The following is a 19,792-nucleotide window of genomic DNA, read 5'->3' as shown; positions in this document are numbered from 1 at the left end:
TAAGCTCTGATTATCCGGTAAAACAGCCTCTTTAATTTGTTATTAAAGGGACTTACTACTACCCATTTACTATAATAAATATAAATCGCTCTTAAATTCAGCCAATCAAGAGACTCGCTATGCCAACCTCCTTAAACCCCTCTTCTCAGGCCTCTACTAATGCCACTCAAACTGCTGTGGATTTGCCGGTCCATGTGCTGGCAGGTGTCGGTAGCAAGATTGAAGGACAGCTTGAGCAGTTAGGTATTCAGCGATTGTTTGATTTACTGCTACATCTGCCGCGAGATTACGAGGACCGTAGCCGGCTAGTGAACATCAATGACCTACAAGATGGTCAATCTGCCCTTATTGAAGGGGAAGTAACCTACGTGGACAACAAACGTAGCGGCATGACTGTGGTGGTCGAAGATGCGACCGGCGCTCTGCAACTGCGTTTTTTTAAAGTCTACGCTGGACTGGCACAGACCATGACTTTGGGCGCACGTTTAAGACTATTTGGTGAGGTAAAATTTAGCCGGTACGGCGTTCAAATGGCTCATCCTGAATATAATGTGGTGGCTCCTGGTGCGCCTGTGGTCAATACCGGACTGCAGCCTATTTATCCTACGGTGAAGGGCTTACATCAGAATAAATTACGTACTTTACTGAAGTTGGCATTACAAACCGTGCATCAACAAGGTCTGCCCTTATCTGTATTTAATAGCTCGGACTGGGAAGCGGTCAATCATCTACCGGCTCCATTACCGAAAAACAGTTATGGATTACCCGTAGCTACCACCAACCCACCGGCCAATGCTGGTGGCACCGGCGCTCCAAGCTGGCAGTCTCTCACTTTATTTGAAGCGTTAACCCTGATCCATACTCCGCCGATGCATACTGATATCAAACTGCAAGCGGCTCAATTAGAGCAATTAAAACAGCGGGAACATCCCGCGTGCCAGCGCCTGATTGTCGAAGAGCTAACCGCGCATCAGCTAAGTATGCTGTATCGCCGTAAGCAATTGCACCAGCACAAAGCGCCAAAGTGCGACAGTGACAGCCCCTTGGCGCAAAAGCTACTAGATAATCTACCTTTTAGCTTAACCGGCGCACAAGACAGGGTGGTAAAAGAGATTACCAGCGACATGGCCACCTCAATACCCATGCTGCGCTTGGTACAAGGCGATGTGGGTGCGGGTAAAACTCTAGTGGCAGCACTGGCAGCTTGTTATGCCTTGGACAGTGGCTGGCAGGTAGCAGTGATGGCCCCAACTGAAATCCTAGCTGAGCAGCATTTGATTAACTTTAAAGCTTGGTTTGAGCCATTAGATATCGGTGTCGGCTGGCTGGCTGGTAAGCAAACTGCCAAACAGCGCCGTGAAGCCTTAGCACAAGTAGCAGAAAACGAAGTGCAAATCGTGGTCGGTACTCACGCCCTGTTCCAAGAGTCTGTGGTATTTGCCAAATTAGGCTTAGCAATTATTGACGAGCAACACCGCTTTGGCGTTGAGCAGCGCATGGCATTGACTGACAAAGGCGTTGCCGATAGTACCCCGCACCAATTAATTATGACCGCCACTCCCATCCCGCGTACGCTCGCGATGAGTGCTTATGGCGACATGGATACCTCAATTATCGATGAGTTACCACCAGGGCGCACTCCGATTACCACGGTGACCATTGACCGGGCTCGCCGTGATCAGGTCATTGAGCGCATTGCTGTCAACTGTAAAGAAGGCAAGCAAGCTTACTGGGTCTGCCCTCTAGTCGATGATTCGAACACATTAAATGCTCAGGCCGCTGAAGCCACTTATGCTGATTTAAGCGAGCGCTTAGATATCCGTATTGGCATGGTGCATGGCAAGATGAAAGGCGCAGAAAAACAAGCGGTCATGGCCGCATTCAAAAACGGTGATTTGGACTTATTGGTGGCCACCACCGTCATTGAGGTCGGAGTGGATGTGCCCAATGCTTCGTTGATGGTGATTGAAAATGCGGAGCGTTTGGGATTATCACAGCTACACCAGCTTCGGGGCCGTGTCGGTCGTGGCTCGACCAAAAGCTTCTGCGTGTTGTTGTATCAAACCCCATTATCTGAGACAGGCATTGAGCGCCTTAATGTACTGCGGGACAGCAACGACGGCTTTGTGATTGCCCAAAAGGATTTACAACTGCGTGGCCCAGGGGAATTATTGGGCAAACGTCAGACGGGTAATGTCGGCTACTATGTGTCAGATTTAAGCCGTGATGAGAATTTGCTGATGATTGCTAGCCATCTTGCCAAACGCTTGATTAACGATGACTCTCGTAAGACAGAGGTGACCCAGCTTATTCACCGCTGGATGCCAGAGGCGAGCAAATATACCAATGTGTAACAATCAATCAATCAATCAAACAATCAAACAATCAAACAATCAAACAATCAAATAACCATAAACCTTAGTTCAAGGAAGAACCATGCGCATACTCCGTAAACGAAAAACAACGACTACCCCTTCAGACTCCGACCTCTCTAGCCATTCAAAGCAATCAGCTGGAGCACCAAGCATAGCGCTGAAATATAGATTGAAGGATAAACTACCGCAACTACCCGCCCTACCCAACTTACCCAGAAGAGCTACGGCCACAGTGCGACGACTGACACCCAGCCTACCTTTTGGTAAAAAAGAGCCACAACTTGAAGTACTGATTATTGGCGCTGGTATCTCTGGTATAGACATGGCCACCCATCTAAGCGGTGATAAGCTGCTGTCAAAGTGGCTAAAAAAAGGTCGTGTGGCCTTGGTTGAAAAACGATCAGCCATCGGCGGCACTTGGGATTTATTCAAATACCCTGGCATACGCTCCGACTCAGACATGACCACTTTTGGCTTTGCGCATCGTCCTTGGGTGGGAAAAAAGACCTTGGCTGACGCCGCCTCCATTAAAGCTTATATCGAAGACGCCGCAGCAGAAGCTGCCATTGAGCCATTAATTGAATTTAATACCGAAGTTACCAAGATTGAATGGTCCAGCTCAGACAAATACTGGACCGCCACTTTAAAAGAGGTTAGCACTGGTAATACTCGCACCGTCACTAGTCGCTTTGTGGTTGGTGCGACTGGATACTATGATTTCGAGCAAGGCTATCAACCTGAATTTAATGGTCAGCAGCAATTCAAAGGCCAGCTGATTCATCCTCAGCAGTGGCGGGATGATATTGATTACGACAATAAGCGCGTGGTAGTGATTGGTAGCGGTGCAACCGCAGTGACATTGGTTCCTGCTCTAGTACAGCCGCTAAGCTCTAGCCCCGAGCACAAAACCCAAAGTGCAGCCCATGTCACCATGCTACAACGCTCGCCCACCTATATCGGCAGTATTCCCAGTGAAGATGACAGCTTACAAACACTAAAAAAGCGCTTTCACCTAAGTACGCAGACCGCTTATGACCTAGTGCGTTGGAGAAACATTCTTCTTCAGCAAGGCCTATATCGCTTTTCAAAAATAGCGCCCAGCGTGATGAAAAAAAGCTTGGTGACACGGGTCAAAAATGAGCTTAAGGGCAGTGATGTGCCTATCGAGCATTTTAAGCCCCACTATAATCCTTGGGATGAAAGACTTTGTGCTGTGCCTGATGGTGACTTATTTAAAGCGTTAAAGACAGGCAAGGCCGATATCGTTACCGATACCATAAAAGGTCTTACGCCCACTGGCATTGCACTCACATCAGGTCGGCATTTGGAAGCAGATATCATCGTTACTGCCACCGGCTTAAAGCTACAAATGTTGGGCGGGGCACAAGTGATAGTTGATGGAGAGGTGATTAGCGTAGAGCAGCGTATGACCTATAAGGCGGTGATGGTAGAAGACGTTCCCAATTTAGCGGTACTTTTTGGTTATACCAACGCTTCGTGGACCCTAAAGATTGATCTGGCTTGTGATTATATCGTGCGATTACTGCGCTATATGCAGCAAAATGGGCACAGTACTGTACTACCCAGTTCTATTGCCAGCGATGGAGACCAAGCCATCAAACAAGCAGATACCGTTATGGGCTCATTAACCGCAGGCTATATACGCCGTGCTCAAGATGTATTGCCCAAACAAGGAGACCGCTTTCCTTGGTATGTTACTAACAACTATCTTAGTGACATTGTGATGCTAAAGCACCAACGTATCGCCGATAAATGGCTACGCTTTGGGCGTTAAAAAGCTGCCTACCTTTATTTATAATAAAAAAATTATAACAAATAAATCTATAACGAAAAAAGAGGACAGCTTTCGCCATCCTCTTTTTTTGATAAGCCATTAACTGCGCTTATTTCTTTTTAGCTTTCTTTTCTTTTTTGTCTTTCTTAGCTTTTTCTTTCTTTTTTTGGTCTTTTAGCTTGTCCAGCTCTTTGACCTTTTTATCTACTTTCTTTTTAGCTTTTTTGATGTCTTTCTTCAGCTCTTGTTTTAACTCTTTAATATCAGACTTAGCCATGATTGACTCCTTTTTTGGTTTTTATAGAAAACTTATTGTTGAAAATCTTGTTCCTTGACACTTCAGGGTATTAATTTAGACTTTAATATACCCAAAGCTATTATTTATCTAAGTATCTGACTCAATCTAGCTAACAGGGCTTGAATGCCTGATAGAATGCAGATTAAGCACTAATGAACCTACTAAATAATGACTTAAGATAATAGTATCAAATTGGTTTTTTAAAACAAGCATCTACTGTATTTGGAATGTAATATTAAATTGCACTACTTAATTATTGTTACTGTTCTAAATATTTATTACCCATTAGCGACTATTAAGCCTTTATCCTATCAAGGAGGAGATAGTGACCAGCAAAGAGGAGATAGTGACCAGTAATTACCTAACCGATACTATTATGCTGAAATATCAATGCATAACCGTTAAATGGCTGAGGTTCGGTCGTTAATAGCTCCAAAACTCAGGCTTAATACAATGAAAAATTATCGTTGAAACTACATTGAAACTAATAAAACTAGCAGAAACTACTGAAACATTTTCAATAACTCTTGAGCAGCTAACTTGCCAAAATCATTAGCAGCTAGGGGACCGTCACCAGAGATAAGTTTTCTGTCTTGATGGGTATGACCTACTGCCAGTTTATTATTGATAGTCATTCCTAGCGCTTCTAATTTTTCACCGAAATACCATGGCATATCACCAGGTAGATAGCCCATTTTTGGCATTTGCTTATCCATTACATCGGGGAATGCGACGATCTCATAGCCGTTAAAGATAAACTCATTGTCGGAATTAGACGCCGTATCAGAACTTGCATCGCTATCTAGATTGGCAGCTAGTAAAGCTGAAGGACCGTGACAAATTGCTAAGGTATACAAGTCTCTATCATAGCCCCAACGTAATAACTCCCCTAAGTTTTTGTCTTCTGGCAAGCCCAACATCGCCCCATGGCCGCCGGGTATAAAGATAGCGACATAGTCATTACTGTCTGCCATTTTGTCCTGAACAAACTCTGCCAAACTATTTGGGTTTTGCAATTTATCCTTAAACGACTGATAGATCTGTTGCACCTGGTCGTCTTCTGTTGGCATCGCCCACTCTTCTATGGCCACTGGTTTGCCAGTTGGGGTAAATACATCCACATCGAAACCAGCCTTGTTGAAGTGCAGTATTGGCACCATCATTTCGACGGGGTGGTTGCCAGTCTTAAATTTTTTACCATTTTCCATGGTCATTAATTGTTGTTCGGTACACACCATAAGTATCTTTTGCTTACCCTGATAAGGATTGTCGTACTTGGTATTGTCATAATTAGTTTTTTTGGGGGCGGCCACCTTCAATGCTGATTCGGCAGGTATATAAATCCCCTCTTCGATTTCTTGAGCTTCGAAGCCTAAACTTTCTTTTAGGCTACCTAGGGTTTGCTTAATATTTAGATTTTCTAGCGTTTCCTTAATATTCATTTTACTTTTCCCTTTTTTGCTTTTGTTAATAGTTTTTTCTTCATAGGTTTTATTTACAAAGCTTTTTAATATGAATCAGTTACTTATTTCATATAGTAACTTCACTGTTAGTAGCTTCACTTTAACAACTTCACTTTAGATTGACAGTTGTAGAAGTAAACTATTTTTGGGTATTTAGTAAGCTTTGTAGAGTCTGCGTATCGATTAATCTTATCAACTGATTTGTCCCATTTATTACATTCCCAACGATACCAGCCAATTAATTCATCTTATTTCTGATATTTTTCTAAAAGTAACCGCTTTGTAATACCAAACTGGTAAAAATAAATAACTATAAAAACAGTCCGAATAACAATCGCTTACTGATGGCTTACTTAGGATAATAATATGACTACTAAAAAAACCCGCCCAACACACAACCGTGTTTTTAAAATCGCTTTAAACGCAGTAGTAGCCGCCACTTTGGCCGGTCTGTGTAGTACTTCGATGGCAAAAGTATTGCCAGACTATCAAACCAATGACCCTTGGTTTACTGATGCAAAAGCCAGCGTTGCCCAGAAAGCCTCTGCTAGCAAGGACCTAGGTCAAGCCAAAAATGTCATCTTATTTGTTGGCGATGGAATGGGCATCTCAACCCTAACCGCTGCCCGTATTTTGGACGGTCAACAAAAAGGGATGCTCGGCGAAGAGAACTATTTAAGCTTCGAGCGTTATCCCAATACTGCTTTAATCAAAACTTACAATACCAACCAACAAACCCCAGACTCTGCAGGGACAATGACCGCAATGGTCTCTGGGGTAAAAACCCGAGCCGGAGTGTTGAACATAGCCCCAGATGCGTTACGTGCGAACTGTGCCAGTTCAAAAGACCGTGAATTAACCACATTATTTGAATACGCAGAAGCTCAAGGCCTATCAACAGGGGTGGTTACCACTGCACGCCTAACCCATGCCACGCCTGCAGCCACTTATGCCAAGACCTCTGAGCGTAACTGGGAAAGTGATGACAAACTTACTGACGAAGCCAAAATGAATGGCTGTAAAGACATTGCTACCCAATTCGTTGAGTTTGGGACCAAGCCGGGTCAAGGCGATGGTATTGATGTCGCCTTTGGTGGAGGACGTCGTCATTTCATCAGTAAAGATACTGTCGATAGCGAAGGTAAAAAAGGAAAACGCACCGATGGTAAAAATCTTGTAGATATCTGGAAAACCCGAACCGGTGGGGTCTATATAGAAGATAAAAAGGGCTTTGATGCTCTGGCTAATGATACTGATAAGGTCCTAGGCTTATTTAATTCATCGCATATGCAATATGAGTCTGACCGTGGTAATGACAAATCAGGGGAGCCTTCCTTAATCGAGATGACTGCCAAAGCGATACAACTGTTAGAAAATCGAAGTGCCAAAACCGGTAAGGGCTATGTGCTGGTTGTCGAGTCTGGCCGTATCGATCATGCGCACCATGCAGGCAACGCTTATAACGCCTTAGAAGATACTATTGAATACTCTGAAGCGATTGATAAAGCCCAAAAAATGGCGGGTGATGACACCTTAATTATGGTCACCGCCGATCACAGTCATGTATTTACTATTGCCGGCTACCCCAAACGTGGTAATCCTATCTTGGGTAAAGTCTCTGGAACGGATGAGCACGGTTTACCAAAGTCTGAGCCTGAACTGGCCTTAGATAACAAGCCTTATACCACTCTAAGCTATGGCAATGGTCTAGGCTATCGTGACCTAGGTCAGGAAACCGATGCAGACGCTGCTTATGATGCGGGTCCTGAAGCTGGTCGCCGAGATTTGACTAATATTGATACCACTCAACCTGGGTATCATCAAGAAGCTTTAGTGCCACTGGATTCAGAATCACATGCTGGTGAGGATGTCTCGTTACATGCGACTGGCCCAGGCTCTGCCTATGTTCAGGGGGTTATGGAACAAAACGCGGTGTTCCATGTGATTAATAAGGCACTAGGTCTTGGGGTTGTGGCCAAATAGCCATGACCAGGCTCTTAAAGTGCTCTTTATTAAGACAAGCTGATAACAATAGAAGCAGATCACTATATATTTAGAAAAAAATATTTAGATAAAAAATAAGTCGCCCACCGACCGGAGAAATTTTATGTTGCATCGCCCTAATTCTAATAATAAAACCACTTCTGCCAAAACGCTATTAACCGCCAGCGTAACTCTGTTTTTGGCTACCCTTACCGGCTGTAGCACTATGGCTACTGATACCTCAGCTCCTACAGCGACTGTTGAAGCTCCGCTGGATGCAGACAGCAAAGCTTGGTTTAATGCTGGCGCCGTAAAAGTGGCCCAAAACGAAGCAGAAGTTAAAAAATTCGTTGCAGATGCTCGCCAGCAAGCGGCCAACGAGCAAGGCAAAGCTAAAAATATCATTCTGTTTGTCGGCGATGGTATGGGGATATCAACCGTAACTGCTGCTCGCATTTTAGACGGTCAAAATAAAGGACAGTCAGGGGAAGAGAACTTACTGTCCTTTGAAAAAATGCCGTATGCCGGTTTGGTTAAAACCTACAATACCAACCAGCAGACCCCTGACTCAGCAGGCACCGCAACTGCGATGTTAACTGGAGTCAAAACCAAAGCCGGGGTACTTGGGGTTAGCGATCGTGCCAATCGTGCTACGTGTGCCGGTGACAAAGGCGAACAAAATGCCAAGCTAGTGACTGCTCTAGAGCTAGCCTCAATGGCGGGCAAAGCTACCGGTATTGTAACCACAGCCCGTCTGACTCACGCTACCCCTGCCGCTGCCTACGCCAAATCTTCTGAGCGTGACTGGGAAAGCGATGACAAGCTGTCTGACGAAGCCAAACGTAATGGCTGTAAAGATATCGCTACTCAATTCGTTGAGTCCCCTTATATCGATGTGGCCTTCGGAGGCGGTCGTCGTCATTTTATCGCTAAGACTACGACCGATCTTGAAGGTAAGTCTGGTAAACGTTTGGATCAAAAAGATCTGACAAAGTTATGGCAACAAAAAACCGGCGGTGTGGTGGTGCAAAACCAAGCCCAGTTTGAAGCTCTACCTAACAATAGCAAAAAAGTATTAGGCTTATTCAACTCCTCCCACATGCAATATGAAGCCGATCGCAAAAATGATAAAGCCGGCGAACCGTCTTTAACAGAAATGACGATAAAGGCCATTGATTTATTAAGCCAAGATGAAGACGGCTACTTCATGCTGGTTGAGTCTGGACGGATAGACCACGGCCACCATGCCGGCAGTGCTTATAACGCTTTGACCGACACCATCGAGTTCTCCAAAGCAGTAGAAGCTGCTATGCAAAAAACCTCACCAGAAGACACGCTAATCATTGTTACCGCAGATCATAGCCATGTCCTAACTTTGGCAGGTTACCCGACTCGAGGCAATCCGATATTAGGTAAAGTGGTTGGCAATGATGACCATGGTGAACCAAAATCTACACCAGATTTAGCAGCAGATAATAAACCATACACTACCCTAAGTTATGCCAATGGATTAGGATTTCACGATTTAGGCGACGAAACTGATGCCGACGCAGTGTATGATCTTGAAGCCAATAGCGGCCGCGATAAGCATAGCTTAGCCAATGTCGATACCACCGCCTCAGGATTCCACCAAGAAGCCTTAGTGCCATTGGATTCAGAAACTCATGCTGCCGAAGACGTACCTATCTATGCCCGTGGTCCTGGAGCCCGCCTGGTTTCTAGTACCAGTGAGCAAAATGAGATCTTCCATATTATGGATTATGCCGCTAACTTGGTTAACCTTGCCGAATCTAAATAGTTTCAGCTTTAGGATTAAATGACACAGAACAAAATTTAATCACAAAAAAGAGGCTCAAATTGAGCCTCTTTTTTGTGTTTATAAACGAGGTTTATAAATATGGGTTATAAATTATGCCTATAAAAAAGGATTATATACCGCAAAAGCTGAGTGCTTAGCACTGAGTTTTTACTACCAAATCAAAATCCTGTTACTACCACATTAAGTCATCAGGTATAACATAAGCCGCATACGGATCATCTTCAGCAGGTTCATCCTCCGCCTTATCATTGGACTCGACAATAAAGCCTTCTAGCTTCTCATTAATACGATCTGCTAACGGTCTTGGCAATAGCGCATAGCCTTCTTCCAATCGAGCAATACTGACGTGACCGGCAACGATTTGATCAAACAGCTTCTGAGTGATGTTGATTTTCTTAATTTTAGAATCATCGACGAAGCGGTACTCGATATCACCTTGGGTATCGGTGATTTGATGCTGATTAATCATCTGCACGATATTGGCTCTCAAAGTTTTTTCTTCTAGAGCCTGCTGTCTTTGTTGGTTCAGTTCTTGGTCTCTTTTAAGCTTCTCAGCCTGAGCCTCAGCCACAGATTTTTTAATTTCTGCATCGGGAGCATTGCCAGTACGTTTGGCGTGCTGCGCTTGTTTGGTTAGCTTTTTCGCTTTTTTTGTATCGACCAACCCTGCTTTTAATAACTGCTCTTGAAGCGCATTTTTTGCCACAGTCTTCTTTGCCATAAAAAGTCACCTAAATCGTAAAAACCAAATAAATAAATGAATAAAAAAAATAAAAATAATCAGCGCATAGTAGCAAGTTTCAGTAGCACTAACCAATAACTAATAGCCAATAAACATGCAGCATTCATTAGGGCAGTTTCATATCACCGTCTTTAATCCAGCCCGCACGGCGCATTAACCAAGCGACCACACCCGCAATAATCGCCGGTAATACAAACATCAATAGCCCAATGGCCAACCAAATTTGGCTAGAGCTTAGTACCCCTGCTGAGGCCTCTAATACCCCAAATACTCCCACAAATCCAGCGGTTCCCATACCAGCACCACTGGCAGTACTCATCAGGCCAAAGCCAACTGTGGCAATAGGCCCTACAATGGCACTGGCAATCACTACCGGCAATAAAATAATAGGTTTTTTAAAGATATTGGGGATTTGTAGCATACTGGTGCCGAGCCCTTGAGCAATGACCCCACTCATGCCATTATCTTTATAGCTGGCTACTGCAAAGCCAATCATATGCGCCGCACAGCCAACCACTGCAGCACCCCCTGCCAATCCATTAAGCCCAATAGCGATACAAATGGCGGCACTTGAGGTGGGCATGGTCAATAACAAGCCGACCACCACAGAGATGACTATCCCCATCATAAAGGGCTGCAATTGAGTGGCAATCTGAATGCCAGTACCGATACTGTTGACCAAGCTGACCACCGGTGGATTTAGCCAAGCACATACGGCCAAAGCCACCAAGCCTACTGCCCAAGGTACCAAAATAATATCCAGTTTGGTCTTGCCCTGAATCCAAGTTCCGGCACGATAGGCAAATACAGTGGCCAAATAGGCGCCAATAGGGTTGCCGGGTACTGCCAAAAATGTCGGCGGCGCCCCAGTTTGTGCTGTGAATAAGTGCCCTGCCATTAATGCTTCAGAGTGAGCGCCCATCATGCCCGCCACCAAACAGGCAAAAACCACTAAGGTTGGGGCTTTGAGATAGTAGGCAATGCCAACGCCAATCCCTGCTCCCATTAATATTGAGGCCAGTTTTCCCAAATCCATCAGCAGTGGCATGTCTAACGCTAAGCCTACTTGGGAGAATATTAGTCCTGCAATCAGGGTGACAAATAAACCCAAGGCCATGCCAGTGAAGGCGTCAATAAAGTACTTGTTAAAAAAATCACGCACAGGGGTAGCGGTAGTGGCAGACTGAGGCATAACCATATCCTACATAAAAGGCAATCGATAAAAACAATCGATTAAAATTATAATAATTATCAGAGTAATAAAGGAGATCTACATGTCTAGTTTAAAGCACCCCTTAATACAAAAACAGCTACAAATAACCGATGCTGAAGGTAAGCCCCATAACGTCACGTTAAAAGTAATAGAAGCCGACATCACTCAACTTGAAGTTGACGCTATTGTTAATGCTGCCAATTCCACCTTACTGGGCGGCGGCGGTGTCGACGGGGCCATTCACCGAGCGGCAGGACCAGAGCTGGTTAACTATTGTCGCACCTTACAAGGGTGTCCAACTGGAAAGGCCAAGATAAGCCCTGGTTTTAATCTTCCGGCAAAGTACGTTATTCATACGGTGGGTCCAGTGTGGCACGGAGGAGATAGAGGGGAAGCTGAGCTATTGGCCAATTGCTACCATAATTGTATAGAACTGGCTCATCAGCATAATGTAACTAGCATCGCCTTCCCGGCGATTAGCACCGGTGTCTATGGCTACCCTATTAGTGACGCTACTGATATTGCCATTGATAGTGTGCTACACAGCCTAACTAAGGTTGCACAGACAGGTGGAGTCATCGAAGAGGTTGTTTTCTGCTGTTTTTCAGCTTCTGATGCTGCTATCTATCAGCAAAAGCTGAAAGCGGTTTAAAGCTTATTTCGACTTATAATGGCCAAAGTCGTAGCGTATTTTTTGATTGCGAATTTCACCGATTAATAACCGGTGCAGATTGGCATATAGATACTTGCTTCCCGTTTTTAATATGCCATCTTGTTTTAGTCGTCTTGGGTCAAAGGTAAATCCAAGTGGCAACATCCGAAACTTAGTGTGGCGACTGGCTCGATTAACGTAATCACAGTCTTCACACAAAGTAACACTCATATCAAAGCCATTAATCGTGTTGTGAATGGACTTGGTGGAGAATAGGCAAGCACCAATCGCCGTAGGAAACACATACTGGGTTAACCCTATGCCCATATTAAACAATTTATAGCCTAGGATATAACGTTTGGGCAGCCCTTTTGGGGACAAATAAACCCCAGCTACCTCAAGTTGCTTAGTAGCAAGGTATTGCAGTGCTTGTTGTAAAAAATCTGGGGGTAAGCGCACATCAGCATCCAAAAACAAGAGACGCTGATGCTGGGCCAAGCTAGCGCCTGTATTGCGGCCCAAACACACCCCTCTTTGCTGCATGGGTTCGACGTGTAGGCTGGGCAGAAGATGGGCATAGCTGCGTGCGATTGCACAAGTCTCATCTTCACTGTTTGAATCGACGACGATGAGCTCAAAGTCTTGATGCGTTTGTTGCACCAAATCATCAAGTAGGCCACCTATACGCTCGGCTTCATTTAAGGTAATAACAACAATACTAAGTGAGGACACGGGGCCATCCTATATTGCACAAGATAAGTACGCTAAGAATTATGCCAACCAAACATTGGCATAACTCATGCTACGACTTAAATATGTCAATATCATTATGCTAGCTTCGATTCCCACTCAGCTCTTTAAGCGCTTAGGCCCCTAATTTGGCAGGCCAAATCTTACCAGGATTTAAGATGTTGTTCGGGTCTAAAGCTTGCTTAATGGCTTGCATCAGCAGTACTGCTTCGCCATGCTCATGTTGCATGTATTTTTGTTTACCCTGACCAATACCATGCTCCCCGGTACAAGTACCGTCCATATCAATGGCACGTTTTGCTAGACGACCGACCAAGTCCTCTGCGGTTTGCACCTCCTCAGGGTTATTGGTATCTACTAGCAATAATACGTGGAAGTTACCATCGCCCACATGACCGACAATGGGACCTATCATGCCGGAAGCTTCAATGTCTTTGGCGGTTTCGCTGACACATTCGGCCAGTCTTGAGATCGGCACACAAGCATCGGTAGATAATGCTTTGGCTTCAGGACGTAGCGCGCAGCTGGCCGGATAAGCATTGTGTCTGGCGTGCCATAACTTCTTGCGCTCCTCTTCGTTACTGTCCCAAGCAAAATCTGAGCCGCCGCACTCTTCAACGATATCACTAAAGATTTGGGCTTGCTCTTCTACCCCTGCTTCACTGCCATGAAATTCAACAAACAAAGTGGGCATCTCTTTTAAATTAAGGTTGGAATATTGGTTACACGCTTTGACCTGCAAGGTATCTAGCAGTTCAATACGAGCTATGGGCAGACACATCTGAATGGTCATCATCGTGGCTTCACACGCTGCCTCAACCGTTGGGAAATGACAGATACCACTGCCCACACATTCTGTAATACCAAATAATTTTAGAGTAATTTCGGTGACAATACCCAAAGTGCCCTCTGAGCCAATCATTAACCGAGTTAAATCATAGCCTGCTGCTGATTTTTTGGCACGGGTACCGGTTTTGATAATCTTACCTTCTGCGGTGACCACCTCCAATGCCAATACCACATCTTTCATGGTGCCATAGCGCACCGCATTGGTGCCCGAAGCACGAGTCGCCACCATACCGCCGATAGTCGCGTTAGCACCTGGGTCAATTGGGAAAAACAATCCGGTATCACGCAAGTAGTGGTTGAGCTGCTCACGAGTAACCCCAGGCTGTACCGTTACCGTTAGGTCTTCATTATTGACCTGAAGCACCTCATTCATCTCACTCATATCGATACATAAGCCACCATAAGGCGCATTCAGTTGCCCTTCTAAGGAGGAGCCAATACCAAAGGCAATCACTGGCATTTGATACTCGTTACAGATAGCAACTGCTTTGGCAACGTCTTGCTTGTCATGAGCCACAAGCACTGCATCGGCAGGCTGGTTTTCTAACCAAGTCATGGTGTGGGCGTGCTGCTGACGAGTGGTTAAATTTTTACTCAATTGATTACCAAATAAGGCTTCCAGCTTTTTCAGAGCTTCAGCGTAATCTTTTTTTTCGAAGTTTTTTAAACCTACGTTGGAGTTTTCACTCATGCAATTCACCTATATGTTTTTAGTGGTTTATGTCATCGGTTGATGGAAGTTATAAGCTATTGTCACATAAAATCTTATTAATTATCGTCTGCCTACTTTCAACTTACAACCCGTAGTTGCTGCTATGCTTAAATCTATAAGACATTTATTTTATAAGAAGTTTTGCCCGCTATTTTGGATTTGTAGATTGACTATGTGCTTTAAGTTTTCTAGAATGAAGTTGTTATTGAAACATTTATTAATAAGTTAACACTTTGTTATAAACAATTGTTTCAAGTAATAAAGGATATCTACAAGGACGTTAGGCGTAGTGGCTTGACAGTTACGTCATTGTTTTCAAAGCTTCTACTTATAATTTCCTTTATAACATAGACGGTCCTTTCCTAAATATACTTACCCCTAAGTATCCTATTAGTCTGTTTGGTTATCACTAATATTGTAATCTTCTTTTATACAAGGATGTATCATGAAAAAGACCCTTTCCATTGCCTGCGCTGTGGCGGTTCCAATGTTGTTCAGTCAGTCTGCCACCGCTGCCTTTGATTACTTTAAGACTCGAGATGATGGTTTTAAGCGCTACTCTATCTCGGCTGGTTGGCTACATGCTGAGCCACAAGGTAAAGCTACCCCTGTCAAAAATACCACAGCAATCCGTGATGGCAAAATATCTGAAAATGGTAGTGTTACCGTCGGTGCTGTAAAAGGTGTGATAGATCCCGCTCAAGGTGAGGCTAGAGTTCAAGAAATTAAAAATGGTCTAGACGCTGCAGGCCTTCTCGGAGGTGAAGGAGATGACACTGATTTATCGAATATAGGAGGCTTAGGTTTAAATTTTTCAGGTAAAACAACCATTAATGGCTTACAAAACTTTGCCACTCCAGGTACCGGGCTTGAGTCAGATACCGTTGATACTATAGGCATGCTATTTACTTATTATGTCGATGATCACTGGGGTGTAGAATTAAAAGCCGGTATTCCGCCTAAGGTTGATATCTTAGGCAAAGGCGAAGTCATTGCTCCATTCCAAGGTACAGTCAGCCCCTCAGGTGCAGCAGAAACATTAGTGGGTAATTTCGATATTAAAGATGACATTCAAATCACAGATATGACCCGTGGTGGCGGAGTGGCTTCTACAGCACGTGCTTGGCTACCGGCTGCCTTAGTGCAATATCAATTTGGTAAACCTGGAGTGAATAAATTCCGTCCTTATGTGGGCGCTGGTGTGATGTACGCCTATTTTGATGATATTAAACTTAATAAAGGCATTGGCCAAGACTTACAAATCGCAGCTGGTCGATTGGAGCTAATTAACAACGACAAAGCTGGTGCTGCGTTAGGTTCTAAAGAAGATATCCGTAAAAACAAAGATGCTGGTGTGGCTGACATGCGCGTTAAAGTTGAGGCAGACAGTGCTTGGGCGCCTATTATTAACGTTGGTGCCACTTATGACTTCGATGAAAACTGGTTTGCGGTAGGTTCAATTAGCTATGCCAAGCTAGACAGTGACACCACCATTACTGTGAGAAATAAGGAAGGCGATCAGCTAATCGAAGCCAAATCTAATATCGATATCGATCCTTATATTACTTATCTGGGTGTGGGTTACCGCTTCTAATAAACCGGCCATATTTTAGATTGTTAAAAAAACGCACTTTAAACAGTGCGTTTTTTTATGCGCTTTGATTAAATACTCAAAGTAAGCAGTCAACATTTTGCTATAGTAAAAAGACAACAACTTACTGAAAGTGAAGTATTTATTATGACCCAGTCCTTCTCAACATCACAGTTAAGCCATTCCCCTGATCTCCCCCTGCATATCGCTACCCTAGAGTGTGTACGTACCGGTAAGGCGATGCCCTTTACCCGTGAGCAGCTCAGCGCTATTAATAAAACGCCGATTACAGCCCCTGTAGCTGTCAACTACCTAGGGCTGGTCACTGATGAACAGGCTGACAGGCGCCATCATGGCGGGCATTTAAAGGCAGTACATCAAATGAGCAGCGCCACTTACCATAAGCTTAATAGCGAGTTTAATCTCAAGCTAGATATAGGCTTATTGGGCGAGAACTTAACCACTACTGCTATTGATGGCTACGCGGAGATGACGGAAGCCACTGTCTGTATTGGCGATATTTATCAGTTCGGAGAAGCCGAGGAATGTGTTCAACTAAGAGTGGTTCAACCCAGAAGACCTTGTTACAAAATCAACGATCAAATTGGGCCTACTGCCAGTAACAGAAACATTGCTTCATGGATTACTAGCCAAGGTATTTCAGGGTGGTACTATCAAGTGGTAAAAGACGGAATTATACAAAATGGACTGCCTGTCTATCTTGTGCATCGCCCCTATCCGTTTGCTAATCTGCAGCAGCTCTGGGCACTGGCCAATTACAAGCAAAAAATTAGCCAGCAGATTATAGAGCCTTGGTTGGCCATTGAGTGCTTGGAGGACAGTTGGAAAAAAGTATTAGCGAAAAAAATTTAAGGGCTTTGTTAGAGTTAACTTTAGGACAATTTTTTTTGGCTACTCTTAGGAGCAGTTGTTACCTAAGACTAAGACAGCTATTACAATAGCTGTATAGAAAGGAGGGCATAAAAAAAGAGAGGATAAATAATCCTCTCTTTTAATTCCCTTGGATGAGATAACCCTTTAATTATTGGGTTAATTATTGGGTTAATTATTGGGTTAATTATTGGGTTAATTATTGGGTTAATTATTGGGTTAATTATTGGGTTAATTATTGGGTTCTAACGCGGCGGTTCTCTTGCACCTCAACTTGACCCGGCTGAGTGGCTTGTAACTCACCTCGCTTATCTTTCACTTTTTGCTGTAGCGTTATAGGAGTAGCTTCGATATTACCTCCAGCTTCTCCAACTAAAGTAGGGGTAGTATCAATATTAGCGGGCGCTGGTTGCGCAGCAGCTTCTGCTACTTGTGCCATGTCTTCAGCAGACGCTTCAGCGGTGGCCTGTTCATCTATTGCTACTTGTCCTGGCTGTGTCGCCAATAACTCACCATCTTCGTCTTCAACCTGTTGTTGTAAAGTGCTCTCAGCTTCAGCTTGTTCAATATTAGCCTGCGCATTAGGAGCATCTTTAGGTTGTGGAGCCGCTGAAGCGGTACCAGAAATAGCCAATGCACCAGCCACTAAAGTTGAAAATATAAGACGGTTTGTTGTACGTTTTGAAAGATCTTGCTTATCATTAATTTGCATTATTATTCTCCAAAAATCATTATAAACTGCTAGAGTCAGTCAGCTAATTGAGTCCTTACTCTTTTGCCTTTCACTCTTTCGCATTTCCGTGATATACGTGATATAACTGAAATATGTTATATAAAGTTATTTTCTATAATCAAAGTAACACTCTTTAAGTCTTAACTAACCCTAGTATAGAGAGCAAAAAAAATATTTTAATAATGGATTTGTAAAGTTCTTCTTGTAAGTTGTATATCCTCACCCTAGTTCTTTGCATAACTGTTGTTAATAAGTTTCATAGTTTAAAAATTTAAGCCTATTACATAAACCCATATAAATCATAGCTTATAGATAACACACACAACTTATTAGCTAAAATTAATTTTCATTTCCCCAAGTAAAACCTAGCTAACTAAACTCTAGCCAAACCTCCTGTTAATTAAGATAACATTCACAATGACAGTAAAAAATTTAGTACGATATCACTCTAAACAAAAAGTGTGTATTTAACGTATAATTTAAATTATTTTTTTATTTATCCAAACCAATGTGTTTGCGAGACTGATATGACTAATAACTCTGATCCTAATAACAAGCAACCTAGTGAGATTCCAAGCGCCGCTACTACTAACACAAGCGATGCTAAAGATACCTCGCCTAATCCGGAAACCTCTACAACCGATACAGGGCCTGCTTATACGCCCTATAGTGCAGAAGCGGTTAAGTCGAAGCCGAATTGGCTTTGGGTATTACCTCTAATTTTGGTTGCGTTGGCCATTGGCTTGTTCGCAGGCCGTATGTGGGGTAAAAAACAAACTGAAGGCAATGATCTTGAGGCTGAAAGATCGGTTTCTGCGCAAATGGGAACCGCTACAGGAGTTACTGAGATTGAAACTGGGATGAACCAAAAGCCGGTGCTAACTGTAGAGACGGTTACCCCCTCTCAATCTGATGTGACTAAGGATTTAAGCGCAGATGGCACCATTAGTCCCGAGACTACTTCGACAGTAAGCGGTAAAGTTAGCGGGGTTGCCATTGATAAAGTCTTGGTTAAAGAAGGTGATCAAGTCAAAAAAGGGCAAGTGTTGGCTATATTTGATACTGATGCAATGCAGCAGCGACTGATTCAAGCCAAAGCGGAATTGGCAGAGGCCGAATCTAGCTATGAATTGGCCAAGCGCGATGCTGATCGAGTTCTTCCTTTGTTAAATATCAATGCCATAAGCCAACAAGAGGCCGATCGCTACGTCGCTACTGCCAACCAAGCTGCCGCCTCGGTAGCGGCTGCAAGGGCTCGATTAAACAATCAAAACCTTGATATGCAAAACGCCAAGGTAACCGCCCCTGTCAGTGGGGTTATTAGTGAAAAATCGGCTAACGTGGGCAGTGTGCCTGGTCCGGAGCCTCTCTTCACCATCATTGAGGAAGGTAAGCTTGAGTGGCAAGCACAGGTAGATCCCAATAAAGTTGGGGAAATAAATGTGGGCACCCCCGTTGAAGTTAGCTTACCAAACAATAAGAGCGTTATGGGTAAAGTTAGTCGTATTTCACCTACCGCAGAAGATGGCAGCCGTCAGATTACTATTTATGCCTCTTTAGCTAGACACCCTAATGCCAGAGCGGGTATGTATCAACGTGGTACCTTCAAGTTGGGTAGCGATGCTAAATCTACCATTCCAGTCAGTGCAGTGGTTACTCAAGATGGTTACGATTATGTGATGCAAGTTAAAGCGGTGAAAGATGAAAATCGTAAAACTATTTATCGCGTGAGCCGAGTCAAAGTCAAGCTTGGCGAGCGTCAAGGAGACCGCGTGGTGCTACTAGAGCCGCTTCAGGGAGAAGCCAATATAGTACGCCAAGGTGGTAGCTTCTTAAGTGACGGTGACGTTGTGACCGTTGCCAACCCTGAATCGGCTAAAGCTGAATAAGTATTGTTATAGTTATAGTTTAACTGAGCTTAGGAAG

At 43.9% G+C, this 19,792-nt stretch carries 15 protein-coding genes; 8 read left to right on the top strand and 7 right to left on the bottom strand.

What is annotated here, in order from left to right:
* Positions 1-119 precede the first annotated feature (119 nt).
* A complete protein-coding gene (gene recG / locus G561_RS0100735; protein WP_028857831.1) occupies positions 120-2,354 on the top strand; it encodes an ATP-dependent DNA helicase RecG in 2,235 nt (744 codons plus the stop codon).
* An 82-nt stretch (positions 2,355-2,436) separates the two neighbouring features.
* Positions 2,437-4,170 (top strand): flavin-containing monooxygenase, encoded by a 1,734-nt coding sequence (locus G561_RS0100730; RefSeq protein ID WP_028857830.1) that lies wholly within the window; start codon positions 2,437-2,439, stop codon positions 4,168-4,170.
* A gap of 109 nt (positions 4,171-4,279) precedes the next feature.
* Here the strand turns inward: G561_RS0100730 and G561_RS15505 are convergent, their stop codons facing one another.
* Positions 4,280-4,447, bottom strand: a complete 168-nt coding sequence (locus G561_RS15505; protein WP_167667687.1) for a hypothetical protein — start codon at positions 4,445-4,447, stop codon at positions 4,280-4,282.
* A 524-nt stretch (positions 4,448-4,971) separates the two neighbouring features.
* Positions 4,972-5,910 carry a DJ-1/PfpI family protein gene (locus G561_RS0100720; RefSeq protein WP_051584278.1) on the bottom strand — a complete coding sequence of 313 codons (939 nt, stop codon included), beginning with the start codon at positions 5,908-5,910 and terminating at the stop codon, positions 4,972-4,974.
* A 387-nt stretch (positions 5,911-6,297) separates the two neighbouring features.
* On the opposite strand from G561_RS0100720, the gene G561_RS0100715 reads away from it, so the two are divergent.
* Positions 6,298-7,914: an alkaline phosphatase gene (locus G561_RS0100715; protein ID WP_028857828.1), complete on the top strand. Its 1,617-nt coding sequence runs from the start codon at positions 6,298-6,300 to the stop codon at positions 7,912-7,914.
* A 124-nt stretch (positions 7,915-8,038) separates the two neighbouring features.
* The gene (locus G561_RS13685; RefSeq protein WP_037031426.1) at positions 8,039-9,712 is read left to right on the top strand and encodes an alkaline phosphatase family protein; all 1,674 of its coding nucleotides are present in this window, start codon (positions 8,039-8,041) and stop codon (positions 9,710-9,712) included.
* Positions 9,713-9,905: 193 nt separating this feature from the next.
* On the opposite strand, the gene G561_RS0100705 is transcribed toward G561_RS13685, so the two are convergent.
* Positions 9,906-10,439, bottom strand: a complete 534-nt coding sequence (locus G561_RS0100705) for a DUF2058 domain-containing protein (RefSeq protein ID WP_028857827.1) — start codon at positions 10,437-10,439, stop codon at positions 9,906-9,908.
* A 142-nt stretch (positions 10,440-10,581) separates the two neighbouring features.
* The gene (locus G561_RS0100700) at positions 10,582-11,667 is read right to left on the bottom strand and encodes a PTS sugar transporter subunit IIC (RefSeq protein ID WP_028857826.1); all 1,086 of its coding nucleotides are present in this window, start codon (positions 11,665-11,667) and stop codon (positions 10,582-10,584) included.
* Between the two features lie 82 nt (positions 11,668-11,749).
* Between G561_RS0100700 and G561_RS0100695 the strand changes: the two genes are divergently transcribed.
* Positions 11,750-12,340, top strand: coding sequence for an O-acetyl-ADP-ribose deacetylase (locus G561_RS0100695; protein WP_081794328.1), 591 nt, complete (start codon positions 11,750-11,752; stop codon positions 12,338-12,340).
* Between the two features lie 3 nt (positions 12,341-12,343).
* Here G561_RS0100695 and G561_RS0100690 read toward each other — a convergent pair whose 3' ends face one another.
* Positions 12,344-13,072 carry a glycosyltransferase gene (locus tag G561_RS0100690; protein ID WP_028857824.1) on the bottom strand — a complete coding sequence of 243 codons (729 nt, stop codon included), beginning with the start codon at positions 13,070-13,072 and terminating at the stop codon, positions 12,344-12,346.
* A 133-nt stretch (positions 13,073-13,205) separates the two neighbouring features.
* On the bottom strand, positions 13,206-14,630 hold the full coding sequence (locus G561_RS0100685; RefSeq protein WP_051584277.1) for an FAD-binding oxidoreductase: 1,425 nt from the start codon (positions 14,628-14,630) through the stop codon (positions 13,206-13,208).
* A gap of 466 nt (positions 14,631-15,096) precedes the next feature.
* Here G561_RS0100685 and G561_RS0100680 point away from each other — a divergent pair, with 466 nt between their 5' ends.
* The gene (locus G561_RS0100680) at positions 15,097-16,245 is read left to right on the top strand and encodes an OmpW/AlkL family protein (RefSeq protein WP_028857822.1); all 1,149 of its coding nucleotides are present in this window, start codon (positions 15,097-15,099) and stop codon (positions 16,243-16,245) included.
* A 144-nt stretch (positions 16,246-16,389) separates the two neighbouring features.
* Positions 16,390-17,115, top strand: a complete 726-nt coding sequence (locus G561_RS0100675) for an MOSC domain-containing protein (RefSeq protein ID WP_051584276.1) — start codon at positions 16,390-16,392, stop codon at positions 17,113-17,115.
* A 253-nt stretch (positions 17,116-17,368) separates the two neighbouring features.
* Here G561_RS0100675 and G561_RS0100670 read toward each other — a convergent pair whose 3' ends face one another.
* Complete coding sequence (locus G561_RS0100670; protein ID WP_028857820.1) at positions 17,369-17,845, bottom strand: hypothetical protein; 477 nt, start codon at positions 17,843-17,845, stop codon at positions 17,369-17,371.
* A 548-nt stretch (positions 17,846-18,393) separates the two neighbouring features.
* On the opposite strand from G561_RS0100670, the gene G561_RS0100665 reads away from it, so the two are divergent.
* Complete coding sequence (locus tag G561_RS0100665; protein WP_028857819.1) at positions 18,394-19,755, top strand: efflux RND transporter periplasmic adaptor subunit; 1,362 nt, start codon at positions 18,394-18,396, stop codon at positions 19,753-19,755.
* Positions 19,756-19,792: the final 37 nt, after the last annotated feature.

Origin of the sequence: Psychrobacter phenylpyruvicus DSM 7000 = NBRC 102152, from assembly GCF_000685805.1 — a bacterium.
GTDB classification, from domain to species: domain Bacteria; phylum Pseudomonadota; class Gammaproteobacteria; order Pseudomonadales; family Moraxellaceae; genus Psychrobacter; species Psychrobacter phenylpyruvicus.
The sequence above is the reverse complement of the archived record's forward strand: the minus strand, read 5'-3'. Positions and strand labels throughout refer to the sequence as shown.

Excerpts from the sequence above, each read along its gene's own strand:
- G561_RS0100720 (WP_051584278.1), bottom strand. The coding sequence starts at position 5,910 with ATGAATATTAAGGAAACGCTAGAAAATCTAAATATTAAGCAAACCCTA.
- G561_RS0100715 (WP_028857828.1), top strand. The coding sequence starts at position 6,298 with ATGACTACTAAAAAAACCCGCCCAACACACAACCGTGTTTTTAAAATC.
- G561_RS0100685 (WP_051584277.1), bottom strand. The coding sequence starts at position 14,630 with ATGAGTGAAAACTCCAACGTAGGTTTAAAAAACTTCGAAAAAAAAGAT.
- G561_RS0100665 (WP_028857819.1), top strand. The coding sequence starts at position 18,394 with ATGACTAATAACTCTGATCCTAATAACAAGCAACCTAGTGAGATTCCA.
- G561_RS0100730 (WP_028857830.1), top strand. The coding sequence starts at position 2,437 with ATGCGCATACTCCGTAAACGAAAAACAACGACTACCCCTTCAGACTCC.
- G561_RS13685 (WP_037031426.1), top strand. The coding sequence starts at position 8,039 with ATGTTGCATCGCCCTAATTCTAATAATAAAACCACTTCTGCCAAAACG.
- G561_RS0100670 (WP_028857820.1), bottom strand. The coding sequence starts at position 17,845 with ATGCAAATTAATGATAAGCAAGATCTTTCAAAACGTACAACAAACCGT.
- G561_RS0100695 (WP_081794328.1), top strand. The coding sequence starts at position 11,750 with ATGTCTAGTTTAAAGCACCCCTTAATACAAAAACAGCTACAAATAACC.
- G561_RS15505 (WP_167667687.1), bottom strand. The coding sequence starts at position 4,447 with ATGGCTAAGTCTGATATTAAAGAGTTAAAACAAGAGCTGAAGAAAGAC.
- G561_RS0100675 (WP_051584276.1), top strand. The coding sequence starts at position 16,390 with ATGACCCAGTCCTTCTCAACATCACAGTTAAGCCATTCCCCTGATCTC.
- G561_RS0100700 (WP_028857826.1), bottom strand. The coding sequence starts at position 11,667 with ATGCCTCAGTCTGCCACTACCGCTACCCCTGTGCGTGATTTTTTTAAC.
- recG (WP_028857831.1), top strand. The coding sequence starts at position 120 with ATGCCAACCTCCTTAAACCCCTCTTCTCAGGCCTCTACTAATGCCACT.
- G561_RS0100680 (WP_028857822.1), top strand. The coding sequence starts at position 15,097 with ATGAAAAAGACCCTTTCCATTGCCTGCGCTGTGGCGGTTCCAATGTTG.